The 22,900-nt window shown below is 72.5% G+C and carries 23 protein-coding genes and 1 tRNA gene; 12 read left to right on the top strand and 12 right to left on the bottom strand.

All coding sequences use genetic code 11. The features are described from left to right. Window positions 1–28: 28 nt before the first annotated feature. From RGQ06_RS14565 to RGQ06_RS14575, 3 genes are read right to left on the bottom strand one after another with little or no spacing between them, the layout of a single operon-like run. The gene (locus RGQ06_RS14565; protein ID WP_432430209.1) at window positions 29–478 is read right to left on the bottom strand and encodes a hypothetical protein; all 450 of its coding nucleotides are present in this window, start codon (window positions 476–478) and stop codon (window positions 29–31) included. Further along, a complete protein-coding gene (locus RGQ06_RS14570) occupies window positions 475–900 on the bottom strand; it encodes a hypothetical protein (RefSeq protein WP_432430210.1) in 426 nt (141 codons plus the stop codon). The genes RGQ06_RS14565 and RGQ06_RS14570 overlap by 4 nt, the downstream gene beginning before the upstream one ends. Window positions 901–947: 47 nt before the next feature. Next, window positions 948–1,241, bottom strand: a complete 294-nt coding sequence (locus RGQ06_RS14575; protein WP_432430211.1) for a hypothetical protein — start codon at window positions 1,239–1,241, stop codon at window positions 948–950. A gap of 10 nt (window positions 1,242–1,251) precedes the next feature. Between RGQ06_RS14575 and RGQ06_RS14580 the strand changes: the two genes are divergently transcribed. Further along, on the top strand, window positions 1,252–1,416 hold the full coding sequence (locus RGQ06_RS14580; RefSeq protein ID WP_432430212.1) for a helix-turn-helix domain-containing protein: 165 nt from the start codon (window positions 1,252–1,254) through the stop codon (window positions 1,414–1,416). Between the two features lie 49 nt (window positions 1,417–1,465). On the opposite strand, the gene RGQ06_RS14585 is transcribed toward RGQ06_RS14580, so the two are convergent. Both RGQ06_RS14585 and RGQ06_RS14590 read right to left on the bottom strand, forming a co-directional pair. Then, complete coding sequence (locus tag RGQ06_RS14585; protein WP_432430660.1) at window positions 1,466–2,458, bottom strand: integrase core domain-containing protein; 993 nt, start codon at window positions 2,456–2,458, stop codon at window positions 1,466–1,468. Window positions 2,459–2,556: 98 nt separating this feature from the next. After that, window positions 2,557–3,162, bottom strand: coding sequence for a hypothetical protein (locus RGQ06_RS14590; protein ID WP_432430561.1), 606 nt, complete (start codon window positions 3,160–3,162; stop codon window positions 2,557–2,559). A 42-nt stretch (window positions 3,163–3,204) separates the two neighbouring features. On the opposite strand from RGQ06_RS14590, the gene RGQ06_RS14595 reads away from it, so the two are divergent. Genes RGQ06_RS14595 through RGQ06_RS14615 form a run of 5 tightly spaced genes read left to right on the top strand, consistent with a single transcriptional unit; the run spans window position 3,205 to window position 7,701 of the window. Continuing rightward, window positions 3,205–4,182 carry a PhoH family protein gene (locus RGQ06_RS14595; protein WP_432430560.1) on the top strand — a complete coding sequence of 326 codons (978 nt, stop codon included), beginning with the start codon at window positions 3,205–3,207 and terminating at the stop codon, window positions 4,180–4,182. Further along, window positions 4,179–4,703 (top strand): rRNA maturation RNase YbeY, encoded by a 525-nt coding sequence (gene ybeY, locus RGQ06_RS14600; protein ID WP_432430559.1) that lies wholly within the window; start codon window positions 4,179–4,181, stop codon window positions 4,701–4,703. Before RGQ06_RS14595 ends, ybeY begins: the two co-directional genes overlap by 4 nt. Beyond that, on the top strand, window positions 4,700–5,992 hold the full coding sequence (locus RGQ06_RS14605) for a hemolysin family protein (RefSeq protein ID WP_432430558.1): 1,293 nt from the start codon (window positions 4,700–4,702) through the stop codon (window positions 5,990–5,992). The genes ybeY and RGQ06_RS14605 overlap by 4 nt, the downstream gene beginning before the upstream one ends. After that, complete coding sequence (gene era / locus RGQ06_RS14610) at window positions 5,989–6,840, top strand: GTPase Era (protein ID WP_432430557.1); 852 nt, start codon at window positions 5,989–5,991, stop codon at window positions 6,838–6,840. The genes RGQ06_RS14605 and era overlap by 4 nt, the downstream gene beginning before the upstream one ends. A gap of 51 nt (window positions 6,841–6,891) precedes the next feature. Further along, a complete protein-coding gene (locus tag RGQ06_RS14615) occupies window positions 6,892–7,701 on the top strand; it encodes a B12-binding domain-containing protein (RefSeq protein WP_432430556.1) in 810 nt (269 codons plus the stop codon). Here RGQ06_RS14615 and RGQ06_RS14620 read toward each other — a convergent pair. The 3 genes from RGQ06_RS14620 to RGQ06_RS14630 are packed head-to-tail and all read right to left on the bottom strand — an operon-like array spanning window position 7,695 to window position 11,120. After that, complete coding sequence (locus RGQ06_RS14620; RefSeq protein ID WP_432430555.1) at window positions 7,695–8,300, bottom strand: glycerol-3-phosphate acyltransferase; 606 nt, start codon at window positions 8,298–8,300, stop codon at window positions 7,695–7,697. The two genes, RGQ06_RS14615 and RGQ06_RS14620, sit on opposite strands and share 7 nt — an antisense overlap. Before the next feature lie 10 nt (window positions 8,301–8,310). After that, window positions 8,311–10,167: an ATP-dependent DNA helicase gene (locus RGQ06_RS14625; protein WP_432430554.1), complete on the bottom strand. Its 1,857-nt coding sequence runs from the start codon at window positions 10,165–10,167 to the stop codon at window positions 8,311–8,313. 50 nt (window positions 10,168–10,217) lie between these two features. Beyond that, complete coding sequence (locus RGQ06_RS14630) at window positions 10,218–11,120, bottom strand: YihY/virulence factor BrkB family protein (protein WP_432430553.1); 903 nt, start codon at window positions 11,118–11,120, stop codon at window positions 10,218–10,220. Between the two features lie 83 nt (window positions 11,121–11,203). On the opposite strand from RGQ06_RS14630, the gene uppS reads away from it, so the two are divergent. Both uppS and recO read left to right on the top strand, forming a co-directional pair. Further along, window positions 11,204–11,929 carry a polyprenyl diphosphate synthase gene (uppS, locus tag RGQ06_RS14635; protein ID WP_432430552.1) on the top strand — a complete coding sequence of 242 codons (726 nt, stop codon included), beginning with the start codon at window positions 11,204–11,206 and terminating at the stop codon, window positions 11,927–11,929. Beyond that, window positions 11,926–12,648, top strand: a complete 723-nt coding sequence (gene recO, locus RGQ06_RS14640) for a DNA repair protein RecO (RefSeq protein WP_432430551.1) — start codon at window positions 11,926–11,928, stop codon at window positions 12,646–12,648. The genes uppS and recO overlap by 4 nt, the downstream gene beginning before the upstream one ends. Window positions 12,649–12,739: 91 nt before the next feature. Here recO and RGQ06_RS14645 read toward each other — a convergent pair whose 3' ends face one another. Beyond that, the gene (locus RGQ06_RS14645; protein ID WP_432430550.1) at window positions 12,740–13,990 is read right to left on the bottom strand and encodes an RDD family protein; all 1,251 of its coding nucleotides are present in this window, start codon (window positions 13,988–13,990) and stop codon (window positions 12,740–12,742) included. A gap of 85 nt (window positions 13,991–14,075) precedes the next feature. Between RGQ06_RS14645 and RGQ06_RS14650 the strand changes: the two genes are divergently transcribed. Further along, window positions 14,076–15,401 carry a glycine--tRNA ligase gene (locus RGQ06_RS14650; protein ID WP_432430549.1) on the top strand — a complete coding sequence of 442 codons (1,326 nt, stop codon included), beginning with the start codon at window positions 14,076–14,078 and terminating at the stop codon, window positions 15,399–15,401. A 16-nt stretch (window positions 15,402–15,417) separates the two neighbouring features. Here RGQ06_RS14650 and RGQ06_RS14655 read toward each other — a convergent pair whose 3' ends face one another. The 3 genes from RGQ06_RS14655 to RGQ06_RS14665 are packed head-to-tail and all read right to left on the bottom strand — an operon-like array spanning window position 15,418 to window position 19,375. Then, window positions 15,418–16,959 (bottom strand): protein kinase domain-containing protein, encoded by a 1,542-nt coding sequence (locus RGQ06_RS14655; protein ID WP_432430548.1) that lies wholly within the window; start codon window positions 16,957–16,959, stop codon window positions 15,418–15,420. A gap of 47 nt (window positions 16,960–17,006) precedes the next feature. Further along, complete coding sequence (locus RGQ06_RS14660) at window positions 17,007–17,516, bottom strand: hypothetical protein (RefSeq protein ID WP_432430547.1); 510 nt, start codon at window positions 17,514–17,516, stop codon at window positions 17,007–17,009. A gap of 35 nt (window positions 17,517–17,551) precedes the next feature. Continuing rightward, window positions 17,552–19,375 (bottom strand): hypothetical protein, encoded by a 1,824-nt coding sequence (locus tag RGQ06_RS14665; protein ID WP_432430546.1) that lies wholly within the window; start codon window positions 19,373–19,375, stop codon window positions 17,552–17,554. A 117-nt stretch (window positions 19,376–19,492) separates the two neighbouring features. Here RGQ06_RS14665 and dnaG point away from each other — a divergent pair, with 117 nt between their 5' ends. The 3 genes from dnaG to RGQ06_RS14680 all read left to right on the top strand — a co-directional run bounded on the left by dnaG (window position 19,493) and on the right by RGQ06_RS14680 (window position 22,741). Then, window positions 19,493–21,376 (top strand): DNA primase, encoded by a 1,884-nt coding sequence (gene dnaG, locus RGQ06_RS14670; RefSeq protein ID WP_432430545.1) that lies wholly within the window; start codon window positions 19,493–19,495, stop codon window positions 21,374–21,376. Further along, complete coding sequence (gene rpoD, locus RGQ06_RS14675) at window positions 21,369–22,616, top strand: RNA polymerase sigma factor RpoD (RefSeq protein WP_432430544.1); 1,248 nt, start codon at window positions 21,369–21,371, stop codon at window positions 22,614–22,616. Before dnaG ends, rpoD begins: the two co-directional genes overlap by 8 nt. Before the next feature lie 52 nt (window positions 22,617–22,668). Next, window positions 22,669–22,741: transfer RNA gene (locus tag RGQ06_RS14680), tRNA-Asn, on the top strand. The last annotated feature ends 159 nt before the right edge of the window (window positions 22,742–22,900 follow it).

Here is a 22,900-nt window from a genome sequence, read left to right on the forward strand (position 1 = left end):
TGACGCTACCGGAAGGGCATGAGATGCATCAAGGTGCAGTGATGCCTCGGCGCACCTCGCCGTCGACCCGAGCCGAGATCGTGAGCACGTCGCGGGACGGATCGCCGAGGGCCTGCACGAAGAGGTGCCGCACCGTCCGGCGCACCGTGACCACCACGCCGTCGCCGTCGGGCTCGGCGGAGACGAGCTCGAGGTCGTCGATGCCGGCAGCGGTGATCGCCCGGGCGGCGATCGCCTCCACCCGATCGGGGTCGTAGACGATCTCGCCGCTCGTGCGAGCCGCGTCGAGGTCGAAGCCGGCGCCGGCAGCATCGTTCGCGGCGTCGAAGGCCACGTTGTAGGCCTGGCGCTGGCCCAGGTACACGATGGCCGAGTCCACGGCGATGGCGCCGAGCAGCAGCACGATGAGGACGGCGGCCGGCATGAGCATCAGCACCGAGCCGCGCTCGTGGCGCCGGGTCGACGTGGCTCGCGTCACTGGATGCACGAGGCCACGCCACCGACGCCGGAGCGGGTGGGATCGATGAGCTCGCCGCGGGTGGCCTGGACGTCGAAGGCGTCCCCGAACCCGCCGACGAAGGGCAGGCGGACGGCCGGGACCTGGAGCGCCACCGTGACCTCGATGCGCTCGCAGCGGACGAAGGCAGCGTGGGGCGGTCCGAGCCGGACCGTGGCGGGACCGGTGCGGCCGTGGTCGGCGAGGGTGTCGGTGGCGATGGCGGTGGCGCCGGCCCGGAGCGCATCGGCGGTGGTGGTCTGCCCGGCGGCCTCGACCACCCAGCGCGCCGACTCCCGAGCCGCGGCGTCGGCGGCGAACTTGGCGTCGACGACACCCCAGATGTTGGTGATGAGCAAGGCGCCGCCCACGAAGATGAGCAGCCCGAAGGGGAGCACCTCCATCCCGCCGGCCTGGCCTCGCTCGCCACGGCGCCGGAGCCCGGAGCCCGTCACGGCCCCGCCGCCTGGAAGACCTCGAGCCGGGCGCGCATGGTGCGGCTGAACTCGGTGGGGCTGTAGCCCGACCAGCGCACCGGCAGCAGGATCGGCAGCGCCGCGTCGACGGTGACCGCCACGGTGTCGTCGCGCCCGTCGCCATCGGCGTCCGCCAGGGCGAAGGCGAAGTCGGCGTCGTCGCCGTACCCGCCGAGGCGCCGGCGGGCCTCCTCGGCGTAGGCGTCGAAGCGGGCCTGATCGAGGCTGGTGCCCTCGTTCGCAGCCCGCTGGGCCAGGTCCGACGCCACGGCGGTCACGGTGGTGCGGGGCGAGCTGGCCGCCTACCGCTTCGGGCGGGTGATCCGCATCAAGCAGTCCGACGTCGACGCCTTCATCGAAGGTGCCCGCATCGAGCCCGGCTCGCTCGAGCACCTCTACCCGGACTCCGGCGCCAAGCCGGAGGAGGCCGACCTCGACGTCTAGGGCTTCCAGGCCGGGGTTCGAGGTGACAGATGGGCCCTGTGGTTGATGGTCATGCTGCTTGGCGGCGGCGGTGGGTGTCGAGGATCTCGGAGGGCTTGCGGCCGGCCATGTAGTCGCCGTGGTTGCGTCGCCGCGTGTTGTAGCGGATCAGCCAGGCGTTGGCTTCGGCCTGGAGCTGGCGGACCGAGTTGAAGTGGCGTCGGTGGAACGCTGGCCGCCAGCACTCCTGGAGCATCGTGCCCTGGAACCGTTCGCACACGGCGTTGTGGTTCGGTGAGCGGGGCGGGATCCGGACGTGGTCGATGCCGATCTCGGCGAGGTGGTGCCGGAACGCGAGTCCCTTGTACTCGGGTCCGTTGTCGGACAGCACCCGCCGGAGCGGGATCCCAAGGCGGCGCATCGTGGTGCGGACGTGGTCGATGAAGCGGATCGTGTCGGCGGTGGTGACCGGCCCGATGATGAGCTTCACGATCGCCCATCGGGTGCAGGTGTCCACGGCGGTGAGTTGGTACACCTTGCCCACGCCTTTGAGGTTGCCGATGTAGAAGCTGTCCACGGCCACGAGATCGCCAGGGTGGCCGGCCCAGTGGCAGAACCCGAACGGCTCGCCCAGCGCTTCGGTGACCGGTTCGGTAATGATCCCGGCCAGCGCAGCGATTGCCGCAGCCCGGGCGATGCGTTGGCGGCGCCGACCCAGGCCGTGGTCGACCAGAATCCGCTGCACGGTCGTCTTGCCGATCTCATAGCCCAGCTCCTGGAGCCGGTCGGCGAGCTGGCGGCAGCCGAGCGTCGGCTCGACTACGGCAACGGCGAGCAGGTCGGCGACCACGTGGGTCGGGGTCTCGCTGGGCTGGGCCGGGCGGCGCCGGTCTCTGGGCCACAGCGCCTCGAGCCCGTAGAGCTCGGAGGTGTTCTTCCATTCGTAGTAGCGGGTGCGGGACACGCCGATCTGGCGGCAGGCGGCGGAGATGTTGCCGAGTTCTTCAGCGAGATCAAGCAACCGGACGCGCCGGTGGTAGATGATCTCTGCAGAGGTGGTCATGGTGATGGGTTCCTTTGGATCTGTGGAAGGAACCACAGGGTCCATCACCAGGCCCCTCTGTAGAGGGACCTGCAACCTCAACCCCCGGACAGCAAGGTCTAGGGCTGCAGGACCAGCACGGCGACCGCGGCGAGGGGGATCCACACCGGTGCCGGCGGATCGCCGTCGCTCCGCAACCGCACGACATCGGTGCCGGCGCTGCGCAGCTCACCGCGGACGACCTGCCCCGAGCGCGTCCGGATGAGCACCTCGGGCCGGTCGGCGGCGAGGGGACCGACCACCGCGTCGAGGGCGACCTCCACCAGCACGGTGCGGTCGCCGATCACGGCCCGCCCACCCGGCTCGGCCCGCACCACCTCCACGGCCTCGGTGCGCACGAGCACGTCCTGGTCCCGCTCGCTGCGCAGGGCGAGGAAGTCGGCGCCGACCCCGACGATGGCGCCGCGGACCCGGTGCTCGCCCACGTCGAGGACGACCGGGCGACCCCGCTCGGCCAGGTCGACCAGCGCGCCGATGGTGCTGGCCTCCTCCTCGGCCTGGACGCGCAGCCACCGCTGGCGGGTGCGCTGACGCGCCGCCTCGTCGACGAGCGCGTCGGCGGCCCATCGCTCGAGCGACCGGGCCAGGGCGTCGGTCCCGCCCAGCACGCCGCCGGCTGCCGAGCGGGCGGCAGCCGGCAGGTCGGTGCCGTCGTCGTGGTGCACTGGGTCTCCCGGGGGTCGGGTGCCGGTAGGATCCGGCTGATCGTGTCGGACACCCAAGTCGTCGTCAACGTCCCCGGCAACCACCTCATGGCCGGGCTGCTCGGCCAGCGAGACGAGCTGCTGCGACTCGTTGAGCGCGCCTTCCCCGACACGGACATCCACGCCCGGGGCAACGAGATCGCCGTCGTGGGGCCCGAAGCCGCCAACGCCGGCAAGGTCTTCGAGGAGCTGGTGCTGCTCGTGGCGTCCGGGCAGCTGCTCGATGCCGAGAGCGTGCAGCGGGCCATCGACATGGTGATCCACGACGAGCGGCCCTCCGAGCTGATGGCCACGGAGATCCTGCGCTCGGCAAAGGGCAACGCCGTGCGGCCCAAGACGGCCGGGCAGCGCCGCTACATCGAGGCCATCCGCGACCACGTCATCACCTTCGGCCTCGGCCCCGCCGGCACCGGCAAGTCCTGGCTCGCCGTGGCCATGGCCGTGCAGGCGCTGCACCGCAACGAGGTCGAGCGCATCATCCTCACCCGGCCGGCGGTCGAGGCAGGGGAGCGGCTCGGCTTCCTGCCGGGGGACCTCATGGCCAAGATCGATCCCTACCTGCGGCCGCTCTACGACGCCCTCTACGACATGGTCGACCCCGAGGGCGCGCAGCGCCTCCTCGAGCGCAACCTGGTCGAGGTCGCGCCGCTGGCCTTCATGCGCGGTCGGACGCTCAACGCGAGCTTCATCATCCTGGACGAGGCCCAGAACGCCACGGCCGAGCAGATGAAGATGTTCCTCACCCGGATCGGGTTCGGCTCGAAGGTCGTGGTCACCGGGGACACGTCCCAGGTCGACGTGCAGGGCGGCAAGTCGGGCCTCGCCGACCTCGAGCGCATCCTCGATGGCATCGAGGGCCTCAGCTTCGTGCACCTCGGCGCTCGTGACGTGGTGCGGCACCGGATCGTGCAGGACATCGTGAACGCCTACGACCGCAGCGGTCCGCCGAAGCCGGCGCCCGGGGGGCGATCGCCCCGATGAGCGTCAGCGTCTTCGGGGTCGACGAGCAAGACGACGAGCCGATCGACGTCGGTCGGTGGGTGCGCCTGGCCGAGCAGGTCCTGGACGCAGAAGGCGTGCGGCGCACCAGCGAGCTCAGCCTGCTCTTCGTCGACGCCACCACCATGGCCGAGCTCAACGAGCGGCACATGGGCAAGACCGGTCCCACCGACGTGTTGGCCTTCCCGATCGACGACGAGGGCCTCGAGCACGGACGCTGGCCCGACAACGGCACGCCCGGCCCGGACCGCCCGCCGCTGGACCTGGACGACGTGCCGGTGCTGCTCGGTGACGTGGTGGTGTGCCCGTCGGTCGCCGCCGCCCAGGCCCCCGAGCACGCCGGTCAGCCCCAGCACGACGGCACGCTGGTGGACGAGGTCGCCCTGCTGGTGGTGCACGGCATCCTGCACGTCCTCGGACACGACCACGCCGAACCGGACGAGACCGCGGTGATGCAGGCCAAGGAACAGGCCCACCTGGCATCGTTCCACCTCCGGTCGTGAGCCTCCCCCTCACCGCCCTCGCCGTCGTGGCCCTGCTCGTGGTCGTCGTCGTGCTCGCCCTGTGCGAGACGGTCCTGGCCCACACCAGCCGGGCCCGCGTCGCGATGCTGGCCGACGAGGGCGCCCACCGCGCCGGCGACCTCGTGGCGCTCCTGGCCCGCCGCCAGACGAACCTGACCGTCATCGTGGTCGTCCGCCACGCCGCCCAGATCGGGGCGGTGCTGGTCGTGCTCGCCCACGTCGAGCGCTACGACCCCCAGCCGATCACGTGGGTGGGTTCCATCGCCGCCATCGTCGTCGTCTCCGCCTTCATCGAGGGTGTGGCCAAGACGGTCGCGCTCGTCCGCACCGATGCGGTCGGGCACCGGGTGGCGCCCGTCGGGCGCTTCGTCACCCGCCTCCCGCTGCTGCCGCTGCTCGCCGAGCGCCTCGGCCGTCGGATCCGCCGCCGGGAGCCGGGCGACGACCACGACCACGAGCGCCCGTCCGTGTCGGAGGAGGAGCTGCTCGCCTTCGCCGAGGTCGCCGTCGAAGCCGAGGCGATCGAGGAGGAGGAGCACGCCCTCATCGAGTCGATCATCGAGTTCGGCGACACGATCGTCCGGGAGGTCATGGTGCCCCGCCTCGACATGGTCACCGTCGAGGCCAGCTGGCGGGTGAGCGACGTGATGGAGGTCATCATCCTCAACGGGTTCAGCCGCATCCCGGTCATCGGCACGGGCATCGACGACATCGTCGGCCTCGCCTACGCGAAGGACCTCATGCGATCCGAGCGCGACGGCACCGGTGACGAGCCCGTCGGCCAGCACGTCCGGCCGGCCCGCTTCGTGCCCGAGCAGCAGCGGGTGTCGGTGCTGCTGCCCCAGATGCAGGCGGAGCAGTTCCACATGGCGGTGGTCATCGACGAGTACGGCGGCGTCGCCGGTCTGGTCACCTTGGAGGACCTCATCGAGGAGCTCGTCGGCGAGATCGTCGACGAGTACGACGTCGAGGACCCCATGGCCGAGCCGCTGCCAGGCGGGGCCTACCGGGTCAACGCCCGCATGCCGCTCGACGAGGTGAACGACCTCCTCGACGCCGACCTGCCGGAGGGCGACTGGGACACGATCGGTGGCCTGCTGTTCAGCTGGCTCGGGCACGTCCCGACGAACGGCGAGTCCATCGACATCGGATCGCACCGACTCACCGCATCGCGCGTGCAGGGCCGCCGGATCGGCCTCGTCCGCATCGACCGCATCACCCCCGCCGAGGCAGCCGAAGCCGACGTGGCATCGGAGCGGACCGGATGAGGTCCGGCTTCGTCACCTTCGTCGGACGTCCCAACGTGGGCAAGTCCACGCTGCTCAACCAGATCCTCGGCGAGAAGGTCTCGATCGTCTCGGACAAGGTCCAGACGACGCGGTCCCAGATCCGGGGTGTGCTCAACCTGGACGAGGGGTCGGGCGGGCCGGCCCAGGTCGTCTTCGTCGACACGCCCGGGATCCACAAGCCGCGGACCCCGCTCGGCGACCGCCTCAACGCCACGGCCAGCAGTGCCGTGCGCGACGTCGACGTGGTGTGCCTGCTGGTGGACGCCACGATGCCGATCGGTCGCGGCGACCGCTTCATCGCGCAGAAGGTCCCGAGGGACGCCGTGCTCGTGGTGAACAAGGTCGACCGGGCCAGCCCGGAGCAGGTGCTGGCCCAGCTGTCGGCCGCGTCGGAGTTCGGGCTCGAGTCCTACTTCCCGGTGTCGGCCCGGACGGGCGACGGCGTCGACGACCTCGTCAAGCACCTGGTGAGCCGTCTGCCGGAGGGGCCGCAGTACTACCCGGAGGGCATGACCTCGGATCAGCCCGACGCCATCTGGGTGGCCGAGCTCGTGCGCGAGCAGCTCCTGGCCGTCACGCGCGACGAGCTGCCGCACTCCATCGCCACCCGCGTCACCGAGCTCGAGTGGCCCTACATCCGGGTCGAGATCATGGTGGAGCGTGACTCCCAGAAGGGGATCGTCATCGGCCACAAGGGTGCGGTCCTCAAGGAGGTGGGTTCCAAGGTGCGGGCCCAGCTGCGGGAGGGGGCCTACTTGGAGCTGCAGGTCGTCGTCCGCAAGGACTGGCAGCGTCGCCCCGCCGACCTGGATGATCTCGGCTTCTAGCGCTTCTGCCGCGTTCATCGCGCGTTGTCGACCACGTACGCTGTCCCCACCATGGCCGACCGCATCGACCTCCAGGAGGCTGCCCGTCGGCTCGGGGTGCACTACCAGACCGCGTACCGATGGGTGCGCGAGGGGCGGATCCCGGCGGTGCGGGTGCGGGGCCGCTACGAGCTCGAGATCAGCGACGTGGACGCCTACGCCCGCGAGCGCGATGCGCCCAGCCCGGCGACGGTGCGGAGCAGTCGGCGCGAGTGGGGTCGATCGGCCGATCGGCTCCTGTCCGCGCTCTGCGACGGCGACGAGCGGACCGCCACCGACGTCGTGTCCCGCCTGCATGCCCAGGGCGAGTCGACCCTCGACGTGCTGTCCCGCGTCGTGGCCCCGGCCATGGCCGGCATCGGGGATCGGTGGGCGGCGGGTGAGCTGACCGTGGCCCATGAGCACCGGGCGTCGGAGGTCGTGTCCCGCCTCCTCGTCGGCATCGACCAGCGCCGCCCCGGGCGGCCGCGCGGCACCGTGGTCGTCACCGCCCCGCCCGGTGAGCAGCACGGCCTGCCGGTGGACATGGCCGCGGCCGTGCTGCGCGAGGACGGCTGGAACGTCGAGCTGCTGGGTCGTGACATGCCGGCCGATGCGCTGCACGGCTTCGTCGCATCGATCGCCCCCGACCTGGTGGTGCTGACCGTGACGACCCCGGCCGCGGCCGAGGCGGCCGACGCCATCAGCCACGACCTGAGCGACGCCGGCCACGACGTGCTGGTGGGGGAGCCGGGACGGACCCTGTCCGACCTGGTCCAGGGTGCTCGGGCGGTGCGAGCCGAGCAGCGCCGGCTCCTGTCCCGGCGCAGCGAACCTCAGTAGGCGGCGCCGAGGGGGCGGTCGTGCCACCACCGGGTGCCGAGGACGATGGTGAGCACCATCGACCAGACCGTGGCCTCGGGCCCGGCCGGCAGCCCCCAGGCAGGCAGCCACTCGAGGACCCAGCCCAGCCACGCCGTGGGCAGCAGCACGGCGATGGCGGCACCCTTCGCCAGCCGGGCGGACCGGGTGAGGCCGAGCGCGAGCGCGCCGGCGGCCACGGTGGCGAACAGGAACCACGGGTAGTGCACGGCGAGGAGGGCGGCGGCGGGTGCGAGCCCGGCGCCCCCGTGGAACCGCCGGAACACCGGCGCGCAGATGCCCGTCACCACCGCGAGCCCGGACCACAGGGCCACGGACTGCCATGCCGACAGCACCTGGTTGGAGAAGTAGCCGATGCGGGAGAAGCCGCTGCCGGGGGCGACCTGCTCGATCGCCCACCAGGCGGCGGTGGACACGGCGAGGGCGGCGAATGCCTCGACCACCAGGTCGGCGGGCCGGGGGGTGCCCTCGTCCTCCCGGGTCAGCCAGAGGGCGACGACGGCGCCGACCAGGTAGCCGGAGAGGACGATGGGGCCGGCCAGGATGGCGACGGCCGACACGCTCCGCACGTCAGCGGAGCTCCCCGAGCAGTGCGAGCACCTCGGCGCGGTCCTTGGTGCGCCGCATCGGCGGGAGCCCGCGGATGAGGTCCCACCGGTAGCCCGCGGTGGCCAGGCGTGGGTCCAGCACGGCGACGACGCCGGTGTCCTCAGCGGTGCGGATGAGGCGCCCAGCGCCCTGGGCGAGCAGCGTGGACGCCCGCGGCAGGTCGATGAGCTCGAACGCCCGCCGGCCGACCTGCTCGCGCCGGGCCTCGAGGAGCGGGTCGTCGGGGCGGGCGAAGGGCAGCTTGTCGATGATCACGCACGACAGCGACGGGCCGGGCACGTCGACGCCCTCCCAGAACGACATGGTGGCGAACAGGCTGGCTGCGGGCTCGTCGGTGAAGGCCGAGAGCAGTGCCGGCTTGGGTTGCTCGCCCTGGGCCAGCACAGGCGTGTCGAGGCGGGGGCGCAGGGCCTCGACCGCGGCCTGCATCGCCTTCCACGACGTGAAGAGGGCCATGGTGCGCCCGCCCGCGGCCTCGATGAGCGCGGCGATCTCGTCGTGGACGGCGTCGGCGCGCTCCTGGCGGGGGTCGGGCAGGTGGGTGGCGCAGTAGAGGACCGCGTTGGCCTCGTAGTCGAACGGGCTGCCCACGTTGATCTCGGTGGTGTTGCCCTTGGGCAGGCCGAGGCGGGTGGGCAGCTTCGGCGGGATCGTGGCCGAGCAGAGCACCGCCGTGGTCTCGCGCCACAGCAGCTCCTCGAGCAGGCCGGCCACGTCGATCGGGGCGATCCGCAGCTTCGCCGAACCCGGGCGCCCCTCCACCCAGGCGACGCTGCCGGTGGGGACGACGCTGGCCCGCAGGATGGCCTCGGACAGGCCGAGGAGCTGCTGGGAGGCGCGGTTGCGGCGGGCGACGACGTCGACGTTGGACTCCGGTACGCCCTTCAGCGCGGCGCTGGCCGCGTCGAGCTTCGTCCGGAGCTGGGTGAGCTGGTCGACGAGGCGGGCCGGGGGCGGGTCGAGGCGCTGGCCGACCAGGTCGTCGAGCACGTCGGCGATGCGCGCCGAGATGGCGAGGATGTCGGTGACGAGGGCGTCGTCGGCGATGACCCGGCCGACGGCGTATGCCGCCGCGCTGATGCGGCCGCTGGTGAGCTCGCTGCCGGAGGTGGAGGACACCACCTCCTCCACCCGGTGGGCCTCGTCGAGGACGACGAGGTCGTGGGGTGGGAGCACGACGCCGCCGGCGGCGACATGGGTGCCGTAGAGGTGGGTGTTCACCACGATCACGTCGGCCTCGGCGGCGCGGCGGCGCGCCCCCTCGGCGAAGCAGGTCTCGCCCATGGGGCACTTGGACGCGCCCGGGCACTCGTCGGAGCCGACCGAGACGGCGTCCCACACCGCGGCCCGCGGCTCCAGGGCGAGCTCGGCCCGGTCGCCGATCTCGGTCTCGTTCGCCCACTCGAGCACGGCGGTGAGCCCGGGGTCGTCGTTGGCGACGTCGAGGCGACCCTGGCGGTCGTCGAGCAGCTCGGCGACCCGCTGGCGGCACACGTAGTTGGACCGGCCCTTGAGGATCGCCCAGGAGAACCCGCCGACGTGAGCATCGAGGAAGGGCAGGTCCTTGCCGGCGAGCTGGTCCTGCAGGGCCTTGGTGGCCGTGGCGACCACGACCCGGGCGCCGGTGACCACGGCGGGCACCAGGTAGGCCAGCGTCTTGCCGGTGCCGGTGCCGGCCTGCACGACCAGGTGACGACCGGACTCGATGGCGTCGGCGACGGCCTCGGCCATGACGCGCTGGCCGTCGCGCACCTCGCCTCCGCCGGGCAGCTGGGCGACGACCTTCTCCAGCGTCTCGGCGATCTCGGGGGCGGCCACCGTGCGACGGTACCGCGCCCCCGGTGACACGCCGGGCGATCGGAGGGCGCCTACTCGTCGAGGCGGTCGACCACGGCGCCGGACCGGTTGGCGCCGACGGCGACCTCGGTGTCGACGCGCGGGACCTCGAGGGGGACCTGCACGGTGCCGTGGTGGGACTCCCACTCGATGACGTTGACGGTGGAGCCGTAGACGACCAGGCGGCCGAAGAAGGCCAGCCACAGCAGGATGGCGACGACGATGCCGAGCGACCCGTAGAGCGCGGAGGAGTTCGCCACCAGCTTCGGCACGTACACGGTGCCGACCAGCTTCAGCACCTCGAAGCCGACGGCGCAGAAGGCGGCACCGGGTGCCAGCGCCCGCCAGCCCACGTGGACGCGCCCGAGCGCCCAGAACAGCCAGAGGAACAGCGCGAAGTCGACGGCGAGGCCGGCCAGCACGGAGAGGGGAGCGAAGAACCCGGGCAGGAAGTTGATGAGGGCGCTGAGGGCCAGGGACCCGACGAGGATGACGCCGCCGCCGGCGACGACGCCGATCGCCTTCAGCTTGTCCTTGAGCCCGGTCCCGAGCGTCTGCCACGTGCTGTCCACGGCGCGCTGGAGCGCCACGACCACGTTCAGCCCGCTCCACAGCAGGGTGGCGAGGCCGATGGCGCCGGTCGTGCCCCGGTTCTCCTTGGCGGTGTCGATGGCGTCGCGCAGGTCCTCGGCGAGCTGGTCGTCGGCGGCGATGCCGAGCGAGTCGATGACCTCGTCGGCGAAGGTCACGTCGTCGGCGGCGACGAAGCCCACGACCGCGACCGCCAGGATCAGGAGCGGGAACAGGGACAGGAACGCCTGCAGCGCGATGCCGTTGGCGAGCGCGGTGCCCTTCACCTCGCCGAAGCGCTCCTGCACCCGCAGGAGCCACCCCAGGACGGGGTACTCGGCCAGTCTCTCCTTGATGGACGCCACGGGCCCTTGTTACCCGGAAGTGGCGCAGATCCAGACATCACCCTGTCGCGGGCGGCCCGGCCGCCAGAGGTAGCGTCGGCTCCATGGCCGTCGAGGGCATCGACCCGGCGCGGGTGCCGCGCCACATCGCCGCCGTCATGGACGGCAACGGCAGGTGGGCGGAGCGGCGCGGCCTCAAGCGCACCGAGGGCCACGCCGCCGGCGAGGAGGCCCTGCTCGACGCCACGAACGGGTGCCTGGACCTCGGTGTCGAGTGGTTCACCGTCTACGCCTTCTCCACCGAGAACTGGAAGCGTCCCACCGACGAGGTGCGCTACCTGATGGGGTTCAACGAGTCACTGCTGCTGCGCCGGCGCGACGAGCTGCACGAGAAGAACGTGCGCATGCGCTTCATCGGCCGTCGGGGCTGGCGGGTGCCCAAGCGGGTCCTGCGCCGCATGGACGAGTCCCTCGAGCTGACCCAGCACAACACCGGCATGACGCTGACGATCGCGTTCGACTACGGCGGCCGGGCCGAGCTGGTCGACGCGGTGCGAGCCATCGTCGAGGAGGGCGTGCCTGCGGACAAGATCACCGAGAAGACGATCGCCCGGCACCTGTACGACCCCGACATGCCGGACCCCGACCTGATGATCCGCACGTCCGGCGAGCAGCGGATCTCGAACTACCTGCTCTGGCAGCTGGCCTACAGCGAGCTCACCTTCCCCGACGTGCTGTGGCCGGACTTCCGGCGCGAGCACCTCTTCGACGCGGTCCGGGAGTACCAGGAGCGCCAGCGCCGCTTCGGGGGCGTCGAGCGGTCGTCGTGAGCGGGTCCCGGCTCTACCGGGACGAGGGCGTGGTGCTGCGCACCTACAAGCTCGGCGAAGCCGACCGCATCGTGGTGCTCGCCACCCAGCAGCACGGCAAGGTCCGGGCCGTCGCGAAGGGCGTGCGCAAGACCAAGTCGAAGTTCGGTGCCCGCCTCGAGCCGCTGTCGCACGTGGCGCTGCAGCTGTACGAGGGTCGCAACCTCGACACGATCACCCAGGTGGAGGGCATCGACGCGTTCCGGGCGATCCGCGACGACCTCGATCGCTACGCGGCGGCCATGACCGTGCTCGAGGTCGTCGACCAGCTGGCCATGGAGCGCGAGTCGGACCCGCACCGGTTCCGGATGTTGGTCGGGGTCCTGCGCACGCTCGCCGACAACGACAACCCCCTGGTGGTGCCGGCCTTCGAGCTGAAGGTGCTGGCCCACGAGGGCCTCGGGCTCCAGGTCGACGAGTGCGTGTCATGCGGCGCCGGGGACCCGCTCGTGGCCATCGACCTGCTCAGCGGCGGCATGCGCTGCCCCACCTGCCGGCAGGGGCGGGCCGTGTCGGGTGAGGCGCTCCGGCTGCTGCGCGCCATCCTCGGTGGACGGCTCTCGACGGTGCTCGCCGAGGAGCCGTCGCCGGCCGTCTCCGAGGTCGCCGCCATCGCGACCGAAGCGGTGGAGCAGCTCATCGAGCGGCGCCTGCGGACGCCGGGGCTGCTCGGGCACTGAGACGGCGATGCGGAGCAGACCCCTCTGTGGGGCCGGCGTCGGGAGCGCCAGCGAGCAGTCGGCACGCGGCGCTGCGGAGCAGACCGCCGTGTTACGTGTCGATCGGCTTCCAGCGCTGGCTGCCGTCGTCCCACTGCAGCCAGGCCTGGCGGTTCGGCTCCCACTGGATGTAGGTGCCCCGGGCGGCGTCCCACTGGGGTGGGGGGAGCTCGTAGCGGGGTGCGGCGGCCGGGGGCTCGGGCGCCTCGGACTGCGGGGGAGCGGTGGGCGGCCCGTCGGCGCCGGGCGCGGCGAAGGGCGGCGGCTCGGTGGCGGGCGCCGGGTCGTGGGGTGCTGATGCCGACCAGTCGGCGCTCGGGCTCGTGGGCGGCTCCCAGCCTTGGGCCGGGTCCTCGACCTCGGGCAGCGTCGGGGCCTCCCACTCGGGCGCACCGGGGGGCGCCTGGCCGGCGGCCGCCGCGTCGGCGTCGGCACGCTCGTCGAGCTCCTGGACGGCGGGCGGCGGCGTGACGTCGAGATCGGGCGCGTGGGACCAGTCGGGGTCGGCGTGCACGGTGGGGGTCTCCTGGTCGACGCGCTCGCCGGACTCGGGGACGTCGAGGCTGCGGAAGTCCAGGTCCGGCTCGTCACCGGCCGCCGGGGACTCCCACCGCCCGTCCCGGGGTGGCGCCGTCTGCCAGCCCTGGCCGGTGGTCGGGGGCGTGCTCGGAGGCGGTGCGGTCGGTGGGGCGGCCCCCCACGCCTGCTGGCCGGGAGGGATCGGCGCGTTCGAGGTCAGGATCGGCTGCCCGACGCTGGACGAGGCCACCACGTAGGTGCCGGCGGCCAGGTCGCCGACGCGGCGGTGGCCCGAGGACGTGAAGGCGGCGATGGGGCCGACGAGCGGGATGATCCAGGGGGCGGCGTCGACGACCCACAGCAGCGTGCGGGCCAGGCTCTTGCCGATGCCGATCTTGGCGCCGTACCTGTCGACCACGCGCAGGCCGAAGAGGAGCTTGCCGGGGGAGCCGCCGGTGAGGCCCTGGAGGACGATGAAGAAGGCGAGCCAGCCGAGCGACAGGGCGGTCTGCACGCCGGCCTCGCCGGTGTCGAGCAGGTAGATGCTGCCGTCGGCGGCGATGCAGGCGTCGGCCGCGCCGGGGTTCTGCTCCTCGAACAGGTCGCAGGCCTCCTCCTCGGCGACGCCCGGCGGGATCTCGGTGTACTCGGCCATCGACGCGAAGCCGGCGGCCACGATCGCGACGTAGATGAGCAGGTCGGCGATCCAGGCCAGGGAGCGACGACCCATCACCGCCGTGGGGTCGGCGGCCGGGGGCGTGCCGTACTGCAGGGGAGCGGTCACGACGCGGGTCTACCAGAACCCCCTGACGGGCCCCCGGCAACGGCTTCGGGGACCCGTCAGGGGCGTCGGTAGGCTCCGACCCCCTATGGCCGAACCCACGCCCGATCCCGAGCTGTTCGACAAGGTCGTCAACCTCTGCAAGCGCCGGGGCTTCGTCTTCCCCTCGGCCGAGATCTACGGAGGCTTCCGCTCGACCTACGACTACGGCCCCGTGGGCGTGCTCCTGCTGCGCAACGTCAAGGACGCCTGGTGGCGCTCCATGGTGCAGCTCCGCCACGACGTGGTCGGCCTCGACGCGTCGATCCTGTCCCCGCCCCCCGTGTGGGAGGCCTCCGGGCACCTGGCCAACTTCACCGACCCGCTGGTCGACTGCCGCGAGTGCAAGGAGCGGTTCCGCCTCGACAAGCTCGACGACCCGGAGACGTGCCCGAACTGCGGCGCCGAGGGCTCCTTCACCGAGGCCCGGCAGTTCAACCTCATGTTCAAGACCCACGCCGGCCCGGTCGAGGGCAAGGGCCACGAGGTCTTCCTGCGCCCCGAGACCGCGCAGGGCATGTTCCTCAACTTCAAGAACGTGCTGGAGACGTCGCGCAAGAAGCCGCCGTTCGGCATCGCCCAGGTCGGCAAGTCGTTCCGCAACGAGATCACGCCGGGCAACTTCGTCTTCCGGACCCGCGAGTTCGAGCAGATGGAGATGGAGTTCTTCGTCCCGCCGGACGAGGCCGACCAGTGGTACGAGTACTGGTGCCAGAACCGCTACGACTGGTACGTCGAGCACGGCATGCCGACGGACCAGCTCCGGCTGCGCCCGCACGACGCCGACGAGCTGAGCCACTACAGCTCGGGCACCTCCGACGTGGAGTTCCTGTTCCCGTGGGGCTGGGACGAGCTCGAGGGCATCGCCAACCGCGGCGACTTCGACCTGACCCAGCACGCGAACCACTCGAACACCAAGCTCGAGTACTTCGACCAGCAGGCCAACGAGCGCTACGTGCCCCACGTGATCGAGCCCGCGGCGGGCGCGACCCGCACGGCGATGGCGTTCCTCATGGCCGCATACGACGAGGAGACGGTGAACGAGGAGCAGCGCACCGTGCTGCGCTTCCACCCGCGCATCGCGCCCTACAAGGTCGCGGTGCTGCCGCTGTCCAAGAAGGAGGACCTCGTCGGGGTCTCCGACGAGGTGCTCGGCCTGCTGCAGCCCCACTACATGTGCGACTTCGACGTCACCCAGGCCATCGGCCGCCGCTACCGCCGCCAGGACGAGATCGGCACCCCGTACTGCGTGACGATCGACTTCGACACCCTCGAGGACCGCTCGGTCACCATCCGCGAGCGCGACTCGATGGAGCAGGAGCGGGTGCCGATCGAGGGCCTGCGCGAGCGCCTCGCCGAGCGCCTCGGGTTCTGAGCGACAGCGCTCCGGGTCAGTTCCCGACCGGGCCGTCGATGAGCCACGCGCCGCCCTGGCTGACCACGTCGAGGCGGTAGTCCTCGCGCTGGCCGCCGTAGGTCAGGGGCACGATCACGATGCCGGCGTCCCGGTCGACGCGCGGGTCGCCGACGACCTCGATCTCGTGGCCGCCCCAGAACGCCTCCCAGGAGTCGCGGTCCTGCTGGGCCTGGAAGCGCGGCGTGGTCATCTGCCACGCCTCGTCGAGGTCGTCGGCATCCAGGGCGGCGAAGTAGGCCAGCGCCGCCTCACCGGGATCGCCGTCGGGCGAGGTCGCGACGGTGGTGGTCGTGGCCTCTGTGGTGGTGGGCGCGGCGGTCGTCGTCGGCGCCTCGGTGGTGGTGGGCGCGTCGGTGGCGCTGGTCTCGGCTGGGGGCTGGGTCGTGCCGGCCGTGGCGGTGTCGCCGCCCTCGTCGTCGCGCATGCCGGCGAGGACGACCAGCGCGCCGGCGAGGAGGACGACGATGGCGACCGCGCCCCACAGCACGACGTTGGACCCGCGATTCCCGTCGTCGCGGTCCGCCGGGTGGGGCTCGGGCGGATCGGGCCGGGACGGCGGGGCAGCGACCACATGCCGTGACGGGGCCGGGTCGGCCGCAGCCACCGCGGAGGTCGCCGTGACCTCGCCCGCGTCGAGGCGCTGCGTCGGGTCCGGTCCGGGGGGTGCGGCGCCGACCGGTCCGGTGCTCACCCGCTCGAGCTCGTGGCGGAACCGGGTGGCGTCGACGTGGCGGTCGGCGGGTCGCCGGGCCATCGCTCGCTCGATCACGGCGGCGAGGCCGGCAGGCACCCCTCGAGCCGCGAGGGGTGGCGGGTCCTCCTCCAGGACCCGGGCGACGAGCGCGGCGACGTTCTCGCCGCCGCCGCTCGGATGGGGTGACGAGCCGGTCAGGCAGGCGTAGAGGGTGGCGCCGAGGCCGTAGATGTCCGATGCCTCGGTGGCCGGCTCGCCGGCGAGCACCTCGGGTGCGGCGTAGGAGATGGTCGCCTGGAGGGCGAGGTCGCTCGTCGTGGTGAGGTCCTCGAGGCGGGCGATGCCGAAGTCGGTCAGCTGCGGCTCGCCGTGGGGAGACCACAGCACGTTGTCCGGCTTCACGTCGCGGTGCAGGACGCCGGCGGCGTGCACCGTGGCGAGGGCGTCGGCGAGGCGTGCCCCGATGGACGCGACCTCGCCGGCCGGCACCGGGCCCTCGCGACGGATGCGGTCGCCGAGGCTGCCGTGGGGCACGTGGGGCATGACCAGGTACGGCGAGCCGTCCTCGGTGACGCCGGCGTCGAAGACCGGGACGATGTTGGGGTGGTTGGACAGGCGGCCGACGGCGGCGACCTCCCGCTCCCAGCGAGCGGCTGGCGCGCCGTCGGCGTCGTCGACGTGGCGGGCGACCTTGACCGCGACGTCACGGTCGAAGGCGGCCTGGCGGCCCCGGTACACGACACCGGACCCGCCGCTGCCGATGACCTCCACGAGGTCGACACCGGGGATCCGTGGTGCGGGCGCGTTGGGACCCGAGGACATGGCCGAGCCCCTACCCAGTCGGGCCCCTTCTCGTGCCGCAGGCGTCGTCAGGTCGTGAACGTCTCGGGGCCCTCGGGCAGCTCGACCGTGGCGGAGGTGACCACGTGGGTGCCGGAGCCGTCATCGTCCAGCTCGACGGTGATGCGGCCGAGCACGTAGTCCTCCGTGAGCGCGAAGGTCTCCTCGCCGCGCCGGGCGACGCGCACGTCGGGCGCGAGCTCGGATTCGGGGCTGCCGAGCAGCGATCGGGCCTGGTCTCGCGCCGCTTCGCTGGGGAAGGTCTCGTCGGACTGGGCCGGGGGCGGGACCTCGCCATCCGGGCCGCTCACCGGGGCGTTCGGATCCATGGGTGTGTCCTGGCAGTCCGGGGTGCCCTCCAGGCAGGTGCCTGCGGCCCCGCCCCCGCCGCCGAGGGGCGCCTCGTCGGCGGTGTCGGTCTCCGTCGGCACGTCGTCGGTGCTGGTCTCGACGTCGTCGTCACCGCACGCGGCGAGCCCGACGGAGGCGAGCAGCACGGCGAGCAGCAGTGCGAGGCGGTGGGGGGACGGGCGGTGCATCGGTGAGGCCTCCGGGGTCGGTCGTCAGTGCCGGTTCAAGCTCCGGCACCCGTTCGACGTCGCGACGGCGCCCTCGGTTCCCGAGCACCGTCCTCGGGCCCGATGGGGGCACCGATCCGGCGCACGCCGACGACGAAGGCGACCAGCCAGCCGAGCACGGTGAGGGCGAGGTAGCCGTGGACGACGGGGACGAGCCACGGCAGGTCGCCCTCCTCGGTCTCGCGCAGCAGGTACTGGGTCTCGGGCCCCATCTCGATCCTGCGGTCGACCGCGGGGATCTCCGGTTCGCCGATCTCGGGATCGTCGGGGAACCAGATCGGCGCCGCCATGAGCTGGCTGCCACCGCGGTGGAGCCGGACCAGGCTCTTCCACAGCCCCTCGACCGGCACCGGCCCTTCCGAGCGCCAGACGCCGGGCTCGATCTCGACCATGTCCTGGAGCACGAGGCCGCCGCCCTGCCAGGAGGTCGCCTGGAACCAGTGGGCGTCATCGGCCGCGTCGGCGGGCGTGAGCGCCACGGTGACGACCGCGCCCTCGGCCTCGACCTGGTCGACGCCGAAGGTCGTGGTGCCGACCCGCTCGAGGGTGATGTCGGCGGTGACGTCGCCGGCATCCCGGGGCAGGAACCACAGCACGGGGAGGGCGGTGAGGACCACGCCCGCGACCAGGGCGGTGGTCCCGATGTGCCGGCCAGGCACCGCGAAGCGGAACGCGCCGGCGAAGCCGGCACCGAGCAGCGCGCCGCCGATCGCGGCGACGACCGACGTGACCACGGCGTAGGGGAGGAGCGAGGTGTTCCACGCCTGGTGGGCGCCGGTGTTCCACACCCACTCGCCGGCGAGCCCGAGCGTGCCGATGCCGAGGCCGGCCCCCACGGCGAACCGGGTCCGGTCGGCGGTGCCGGCGAGGCGGGCGACCGCCTCGACCGCGATCGCCGACGCGAGGAAGGTGGCACCGTGGCGCGTCTCGACCGGGCCGTCGCCCGGGCCGAGCTGGACCGCCTGGGTGAGCGCGTAGACGACGGTGATGAGCAGCGCCCGACCCGGACCGAGCACCAGCCGGATGGCGACGAGGCCGATGCCGGCGGCGAGCGAGATGAGCATGGGCTGGAACACCTGGGCGAACTGCGGGACGCCGAAGCTGAACTCGCCCTGGCTGGCGACCAGGCCCTGGAGCGTGAGCCAGGCAGCGAGGCCGTGCAGGAACGCGGCCCAGCGCGAGTGCGACGGCCGGATGCCGGTGTCCGCGAGCACGAGCCAACCGGCGAGCCCGGTGAAGCTGGCGCCCATGATCATGAGCATGTGGGTGGGGCTCCACATGGTGACGTCGACGCCGAAGGCCTGGTGCCAGACCTCGTCCATCGGGAAGCCGGACACCGCTCCGATCCCGAGGGCGCCCAGCGGCAGCATCGACCACGGCACCCGGAAGCCGGCGACCCGCCAGCCCCGCTCCCACCCGTCGAGTGTGGCCACGATCGTGCCGAACACGGCAGCCGACAGGATGCCGAGCAGGCCGAGGAGGATGCCGGCGTGCGGTGCGGTGAAGAGCTGCTCGTCGCGGCCGAGGGCGATGTGCCAGGCCACGTCGCTGTAGAAGCCCACACCAGCGACCAGCAGGGCGAACAGTGACTGGCCGATGGCGATGGCCGCCCAACCGGGGATGCCGGTCGTGCGGGTGAGGCCGCGACCGATGCGCTGGAGCGCGCCGAGCGGGGCCTTGTCGCCGTCGGCGGGGTCGCCTCGCCACCAGAGCATGGCGACGACGACGGCGTAGGCGACGAGCAGGGTGGTGATCGGCGTCCAGGAGGCGAGCGCGCTGCCTCCGAGCGTCCCGGAGGCTTCGGTGGCGAGGACCAACATGTTACCAACGGTAACCGAAACGGGCATTCCGGACAAGGCCGGCTCCGAGTGGAGGACCCGTCCGGGGTCGGCCCACCGGGTGAGCCGGGAGGCGCCGCGCGCGACTAGAACCGGCACGTGGGCATCGTCGACGAGGACATCGCGAGGGTCCGCGCCGCGACCGACATCGTGGCCCTCATCGGCGAGTACGTGCAGCTGCGCCAGGTGGGGCAGCGCTGGCGTGGGCTGTGCCCGTTCCACACCGAGAAGACGGGCTCCTTCTACGTCAACGCCGTCGACGGCCTCTACCACTGCTTCGGCTGCCAGGCCTCCGGCGACGCCATCACCTTCGTGCGCGAGCAGGAGCACCTCGGCTTCGCCGAGGCGGTCGAACGGCTGGCGGCCAAGGTCGGCATCAGCCTCAACTACGACAAGCCCGGCGAGAGCAAGACGCGGGCGGAGCGCAAGCGCCTCGCCGACGTGGTGGCCGCCGCGGAGGACTGGTACCACGAACGGCTCCTCTCGGCCCCCGACGCGGCCGCGGCCCGGCGCTACCTCCGCGACCGGGGCTTCGACGGCGACGAGGTCCGCGAGTGGAAGATCGGCTGGGCCCCGGACGACTGGGACCAGCTGGCCAAGGCGCTGCGGCTGTCGAAGCAGGATGCCGAGGGGACCGGGCTCGGACGGGTGAACTCCCGGGGTCGGGTCAACGACTTCTTCCGGGGGCGCGTCCTGTTCCCCATCCACGACGCCGACGGCACCCCCCTCGGCTTCGGCGGCCGGATCATGCCGGGCGCCGAGGGCTCGAAGTACGTCAACACCTCACAGACCCGGCTCTACGACAAGTCGCGGGTCCTGTTCGCGCTCGACCGGGCCAAGGTCGGCATCGTCGCCGCCGACGAGGTCGTGGTCTGCGAGGGCTACACCGACGTGACCGCCTTCTTCCGGGTCGGGATCCCCCGCGCTGTGGCCACGTGCGGCACCGCCCTCACCGACGACCACGTCCAGCTGCTGCGCCGCTTCGCCCGCCGGATCGTGCTCGCCTTCGACGCCGACACCGCCGGCCAGGCCGCCGCCGACCGCTTCTACCAGTGGGAGTCCAAGTTCGACATGGACGTGGTGGTGGCGGCGATGCCGCCGGGCGTCGACCCCGCCGACCTCGCGATGGAGGACCCCGCTGCGCTGGTGGCCGCGGTCGAGGGCGCTCGTCCGTTCCTCGAGTTCCGCCTCAGCCGGATCCTCGACGCCGCCGACCTGGACTCGGCCGAGCACCGGGCCCGCGCCGCCGAGGAGGCGCTGGGCGTCATCGTCGAGCACCCCAACGACCTCGTGCGCGACCAGTACCTCATGCAGGTGGCCGACCGGTGCCGCCTCGACGTCGACCGGCTCCGCCAGCGGGTGGCCTCCGGCGACGTCCGCCGGCCGGCGCCGCCCGAACCCGCTCGTCGCCGCCGCGACGATGCCGGTGCGGCCCGGGACCAGGACCCCGGACCCCGGGCGCCCGGCCACGACCCCGAGGACCCCGGACACCAGGAACCGATACGGGGCCGGGGCGGCCAGGACCGACCGGGCGACGACCCCAGCCGACGCCCCGGGGGGTCCCGGGACGACTCGCCCGCCGTCGAGGTCCTGCGCCTCGCCGTGAACCGGCCCGAGGAGGTCGTCGACTGGCTCGACGAGTGCCTCTTCGAGGAGGCCCTGCACCTCGAGACCTACCGGGTGCTGGTCGCCTCGGCCACGATCCACGAGGCCATCGAGTCCTCGCCGCCCGAGGTCGCGTCGTTCCTGTCCCGGCTGTCGGTCGAGGAGCCGGTCGACGACGCCCTCGATCCGGTGCTGCTGCAGGTCCGGGGCACGGGGAGGCGGCTGCTGGCCGTCGAGCGCTCCGCCCCGGACTCGGACCTCGAGCGGCTGACGCGTCTCGCCGGGCTCGTCGGGCGCGTCGGGCCGACCGAAGACGGGGTGGCCGCGGCGAGGGAGTTGCTAACGTTCGCTTCGCAACGGGGGGCAGCCCATGAGTGATGTGGTCGAGGAGCCAGCGGTAGCAGACGAGTTGCTCGAGGCGTTGGTCGACGCGGCTCGACCCGCCGGCGAGCTCCACCTCGACGCGGCCCTCGTCGAGCTCCGCGTCGAGCTCACCGCTGACCTGCTCACCCGGCTCAAGGTGGCCTGTGCGAGCGCCGGCATCCGCCTCGACGAGGACGTGCACCTCGACGACGACGCCGTCGACGAGTCCCGGGACGAGTCGATCTCGCCGGCCGACGAGATCACCCGCGCCCGCCGACGCCGGGTTGCCTCGCGCAACCTGAAGGCGGTCAAGCCCGCCGCCGGCGGCAGCAGCGATTCGGTGCGGCTCTACCTCCGCGAGATCGGTCGCGTCCCGCTGCTGAACGCGGCCGAGGAGGTCTCGATCGCCAAGCGCATCGAAGCCGGCGCCATCGCGGCCAGCCACCTCGCCGACCTCGCCGCGTCCGACGCCCTCGAATCGCTGCCGTTCAGCGAGCGCCGGGCGCTGCAGCGGGCCGCGAAGGACGGCGACCGCGCCACCGACGAGCTGATCCAGGCCAACCTGCGCCTCGTGGTGTCGATCGCCAAGCGCTACGTGGGCCGGGGCATGCAGCTGCTCGACCTGATCCAGGAGGGCAACCTCGGCCTGATGCGGGCCGTGCAGAAGTTCGACTACACCAAGGGCTTCAAGTTCTCCACCTACGCCACCTGGTGGATCCGACAGGCCATCACCCGCGCCATCGCCGACCAGGCCCGAACGATCCGGATCCCGGTGCACATGGTCGAATCGATCAACAAGGTCCACCGCATCCAGCGCACGATGCTCATGGAGCTCGAGCGGGAGCCCACGGTGGAGGAGCTGGCCGAGCGGGCCGACCTCACGCCCGAACGGGTCCGGGAGATCCAGCAGATCTCCATGGACCCGCTGTCCCTGGACTCCCCGGTGGGGGAGGAGGACGACTCCAACCTGGCCGACTTCATCGGCGACGTGAACGCCGACGCACCTGCCGAGGCGGCCACGAAGACGCTGTTGAACCAGGCGGTGCTCGAGGCCCTCGAGGAGCTCAACGAGCGCGAGCAGGCCGTGATGCGGCTGCGGTTCGGGCTGGAGGACGGCCAGGCCCGCACCCTCGAGCAGGTGGGCCAGGAGTTCGGCGTCACCCGGGAGCGGATCCGCCAGATCGAGTCCAAGACGCTCGCCAAGCTGCGCCACCCCCACCGCTCCCAGAAGCTGCGCGACTACCTGGAGTCCTGACCGCACCAGGTTCTCCGGCCCGAGGAGCAGTTGCTATCGTCGGCGCTTCCCTTCCGGGGTAGCTCAGCTGGCAGAGCACGCGACTGTTAATCGTGTTGTCGTGGGTTCGATCCCCACCCCCGGAGCGCATCGAGCTGCAGGTCCGAGCCGGTCCATCGACCGGCTCGCTTGCTGCCCGGCCCGGTCCCGCCCGCATCGGCAGGGATCGGGCGCGGCGACGGCGAAGCATCGGCCTCGCTCCGTGACGACGGAGCACGGGAGGTCGGACATGCACATCGAGGTGC

Source organism: Salinilacustrithrix flava (assembly GCF_041228405.1).
Classification (GTDB): domain Bacteria; phylum Actinomycetota; class Acidimicrobiia; order Acidimicrobiales; family Salinilacustritrichaceae; genus Salinilacustrithrix; species Salinilacustrithrix flava.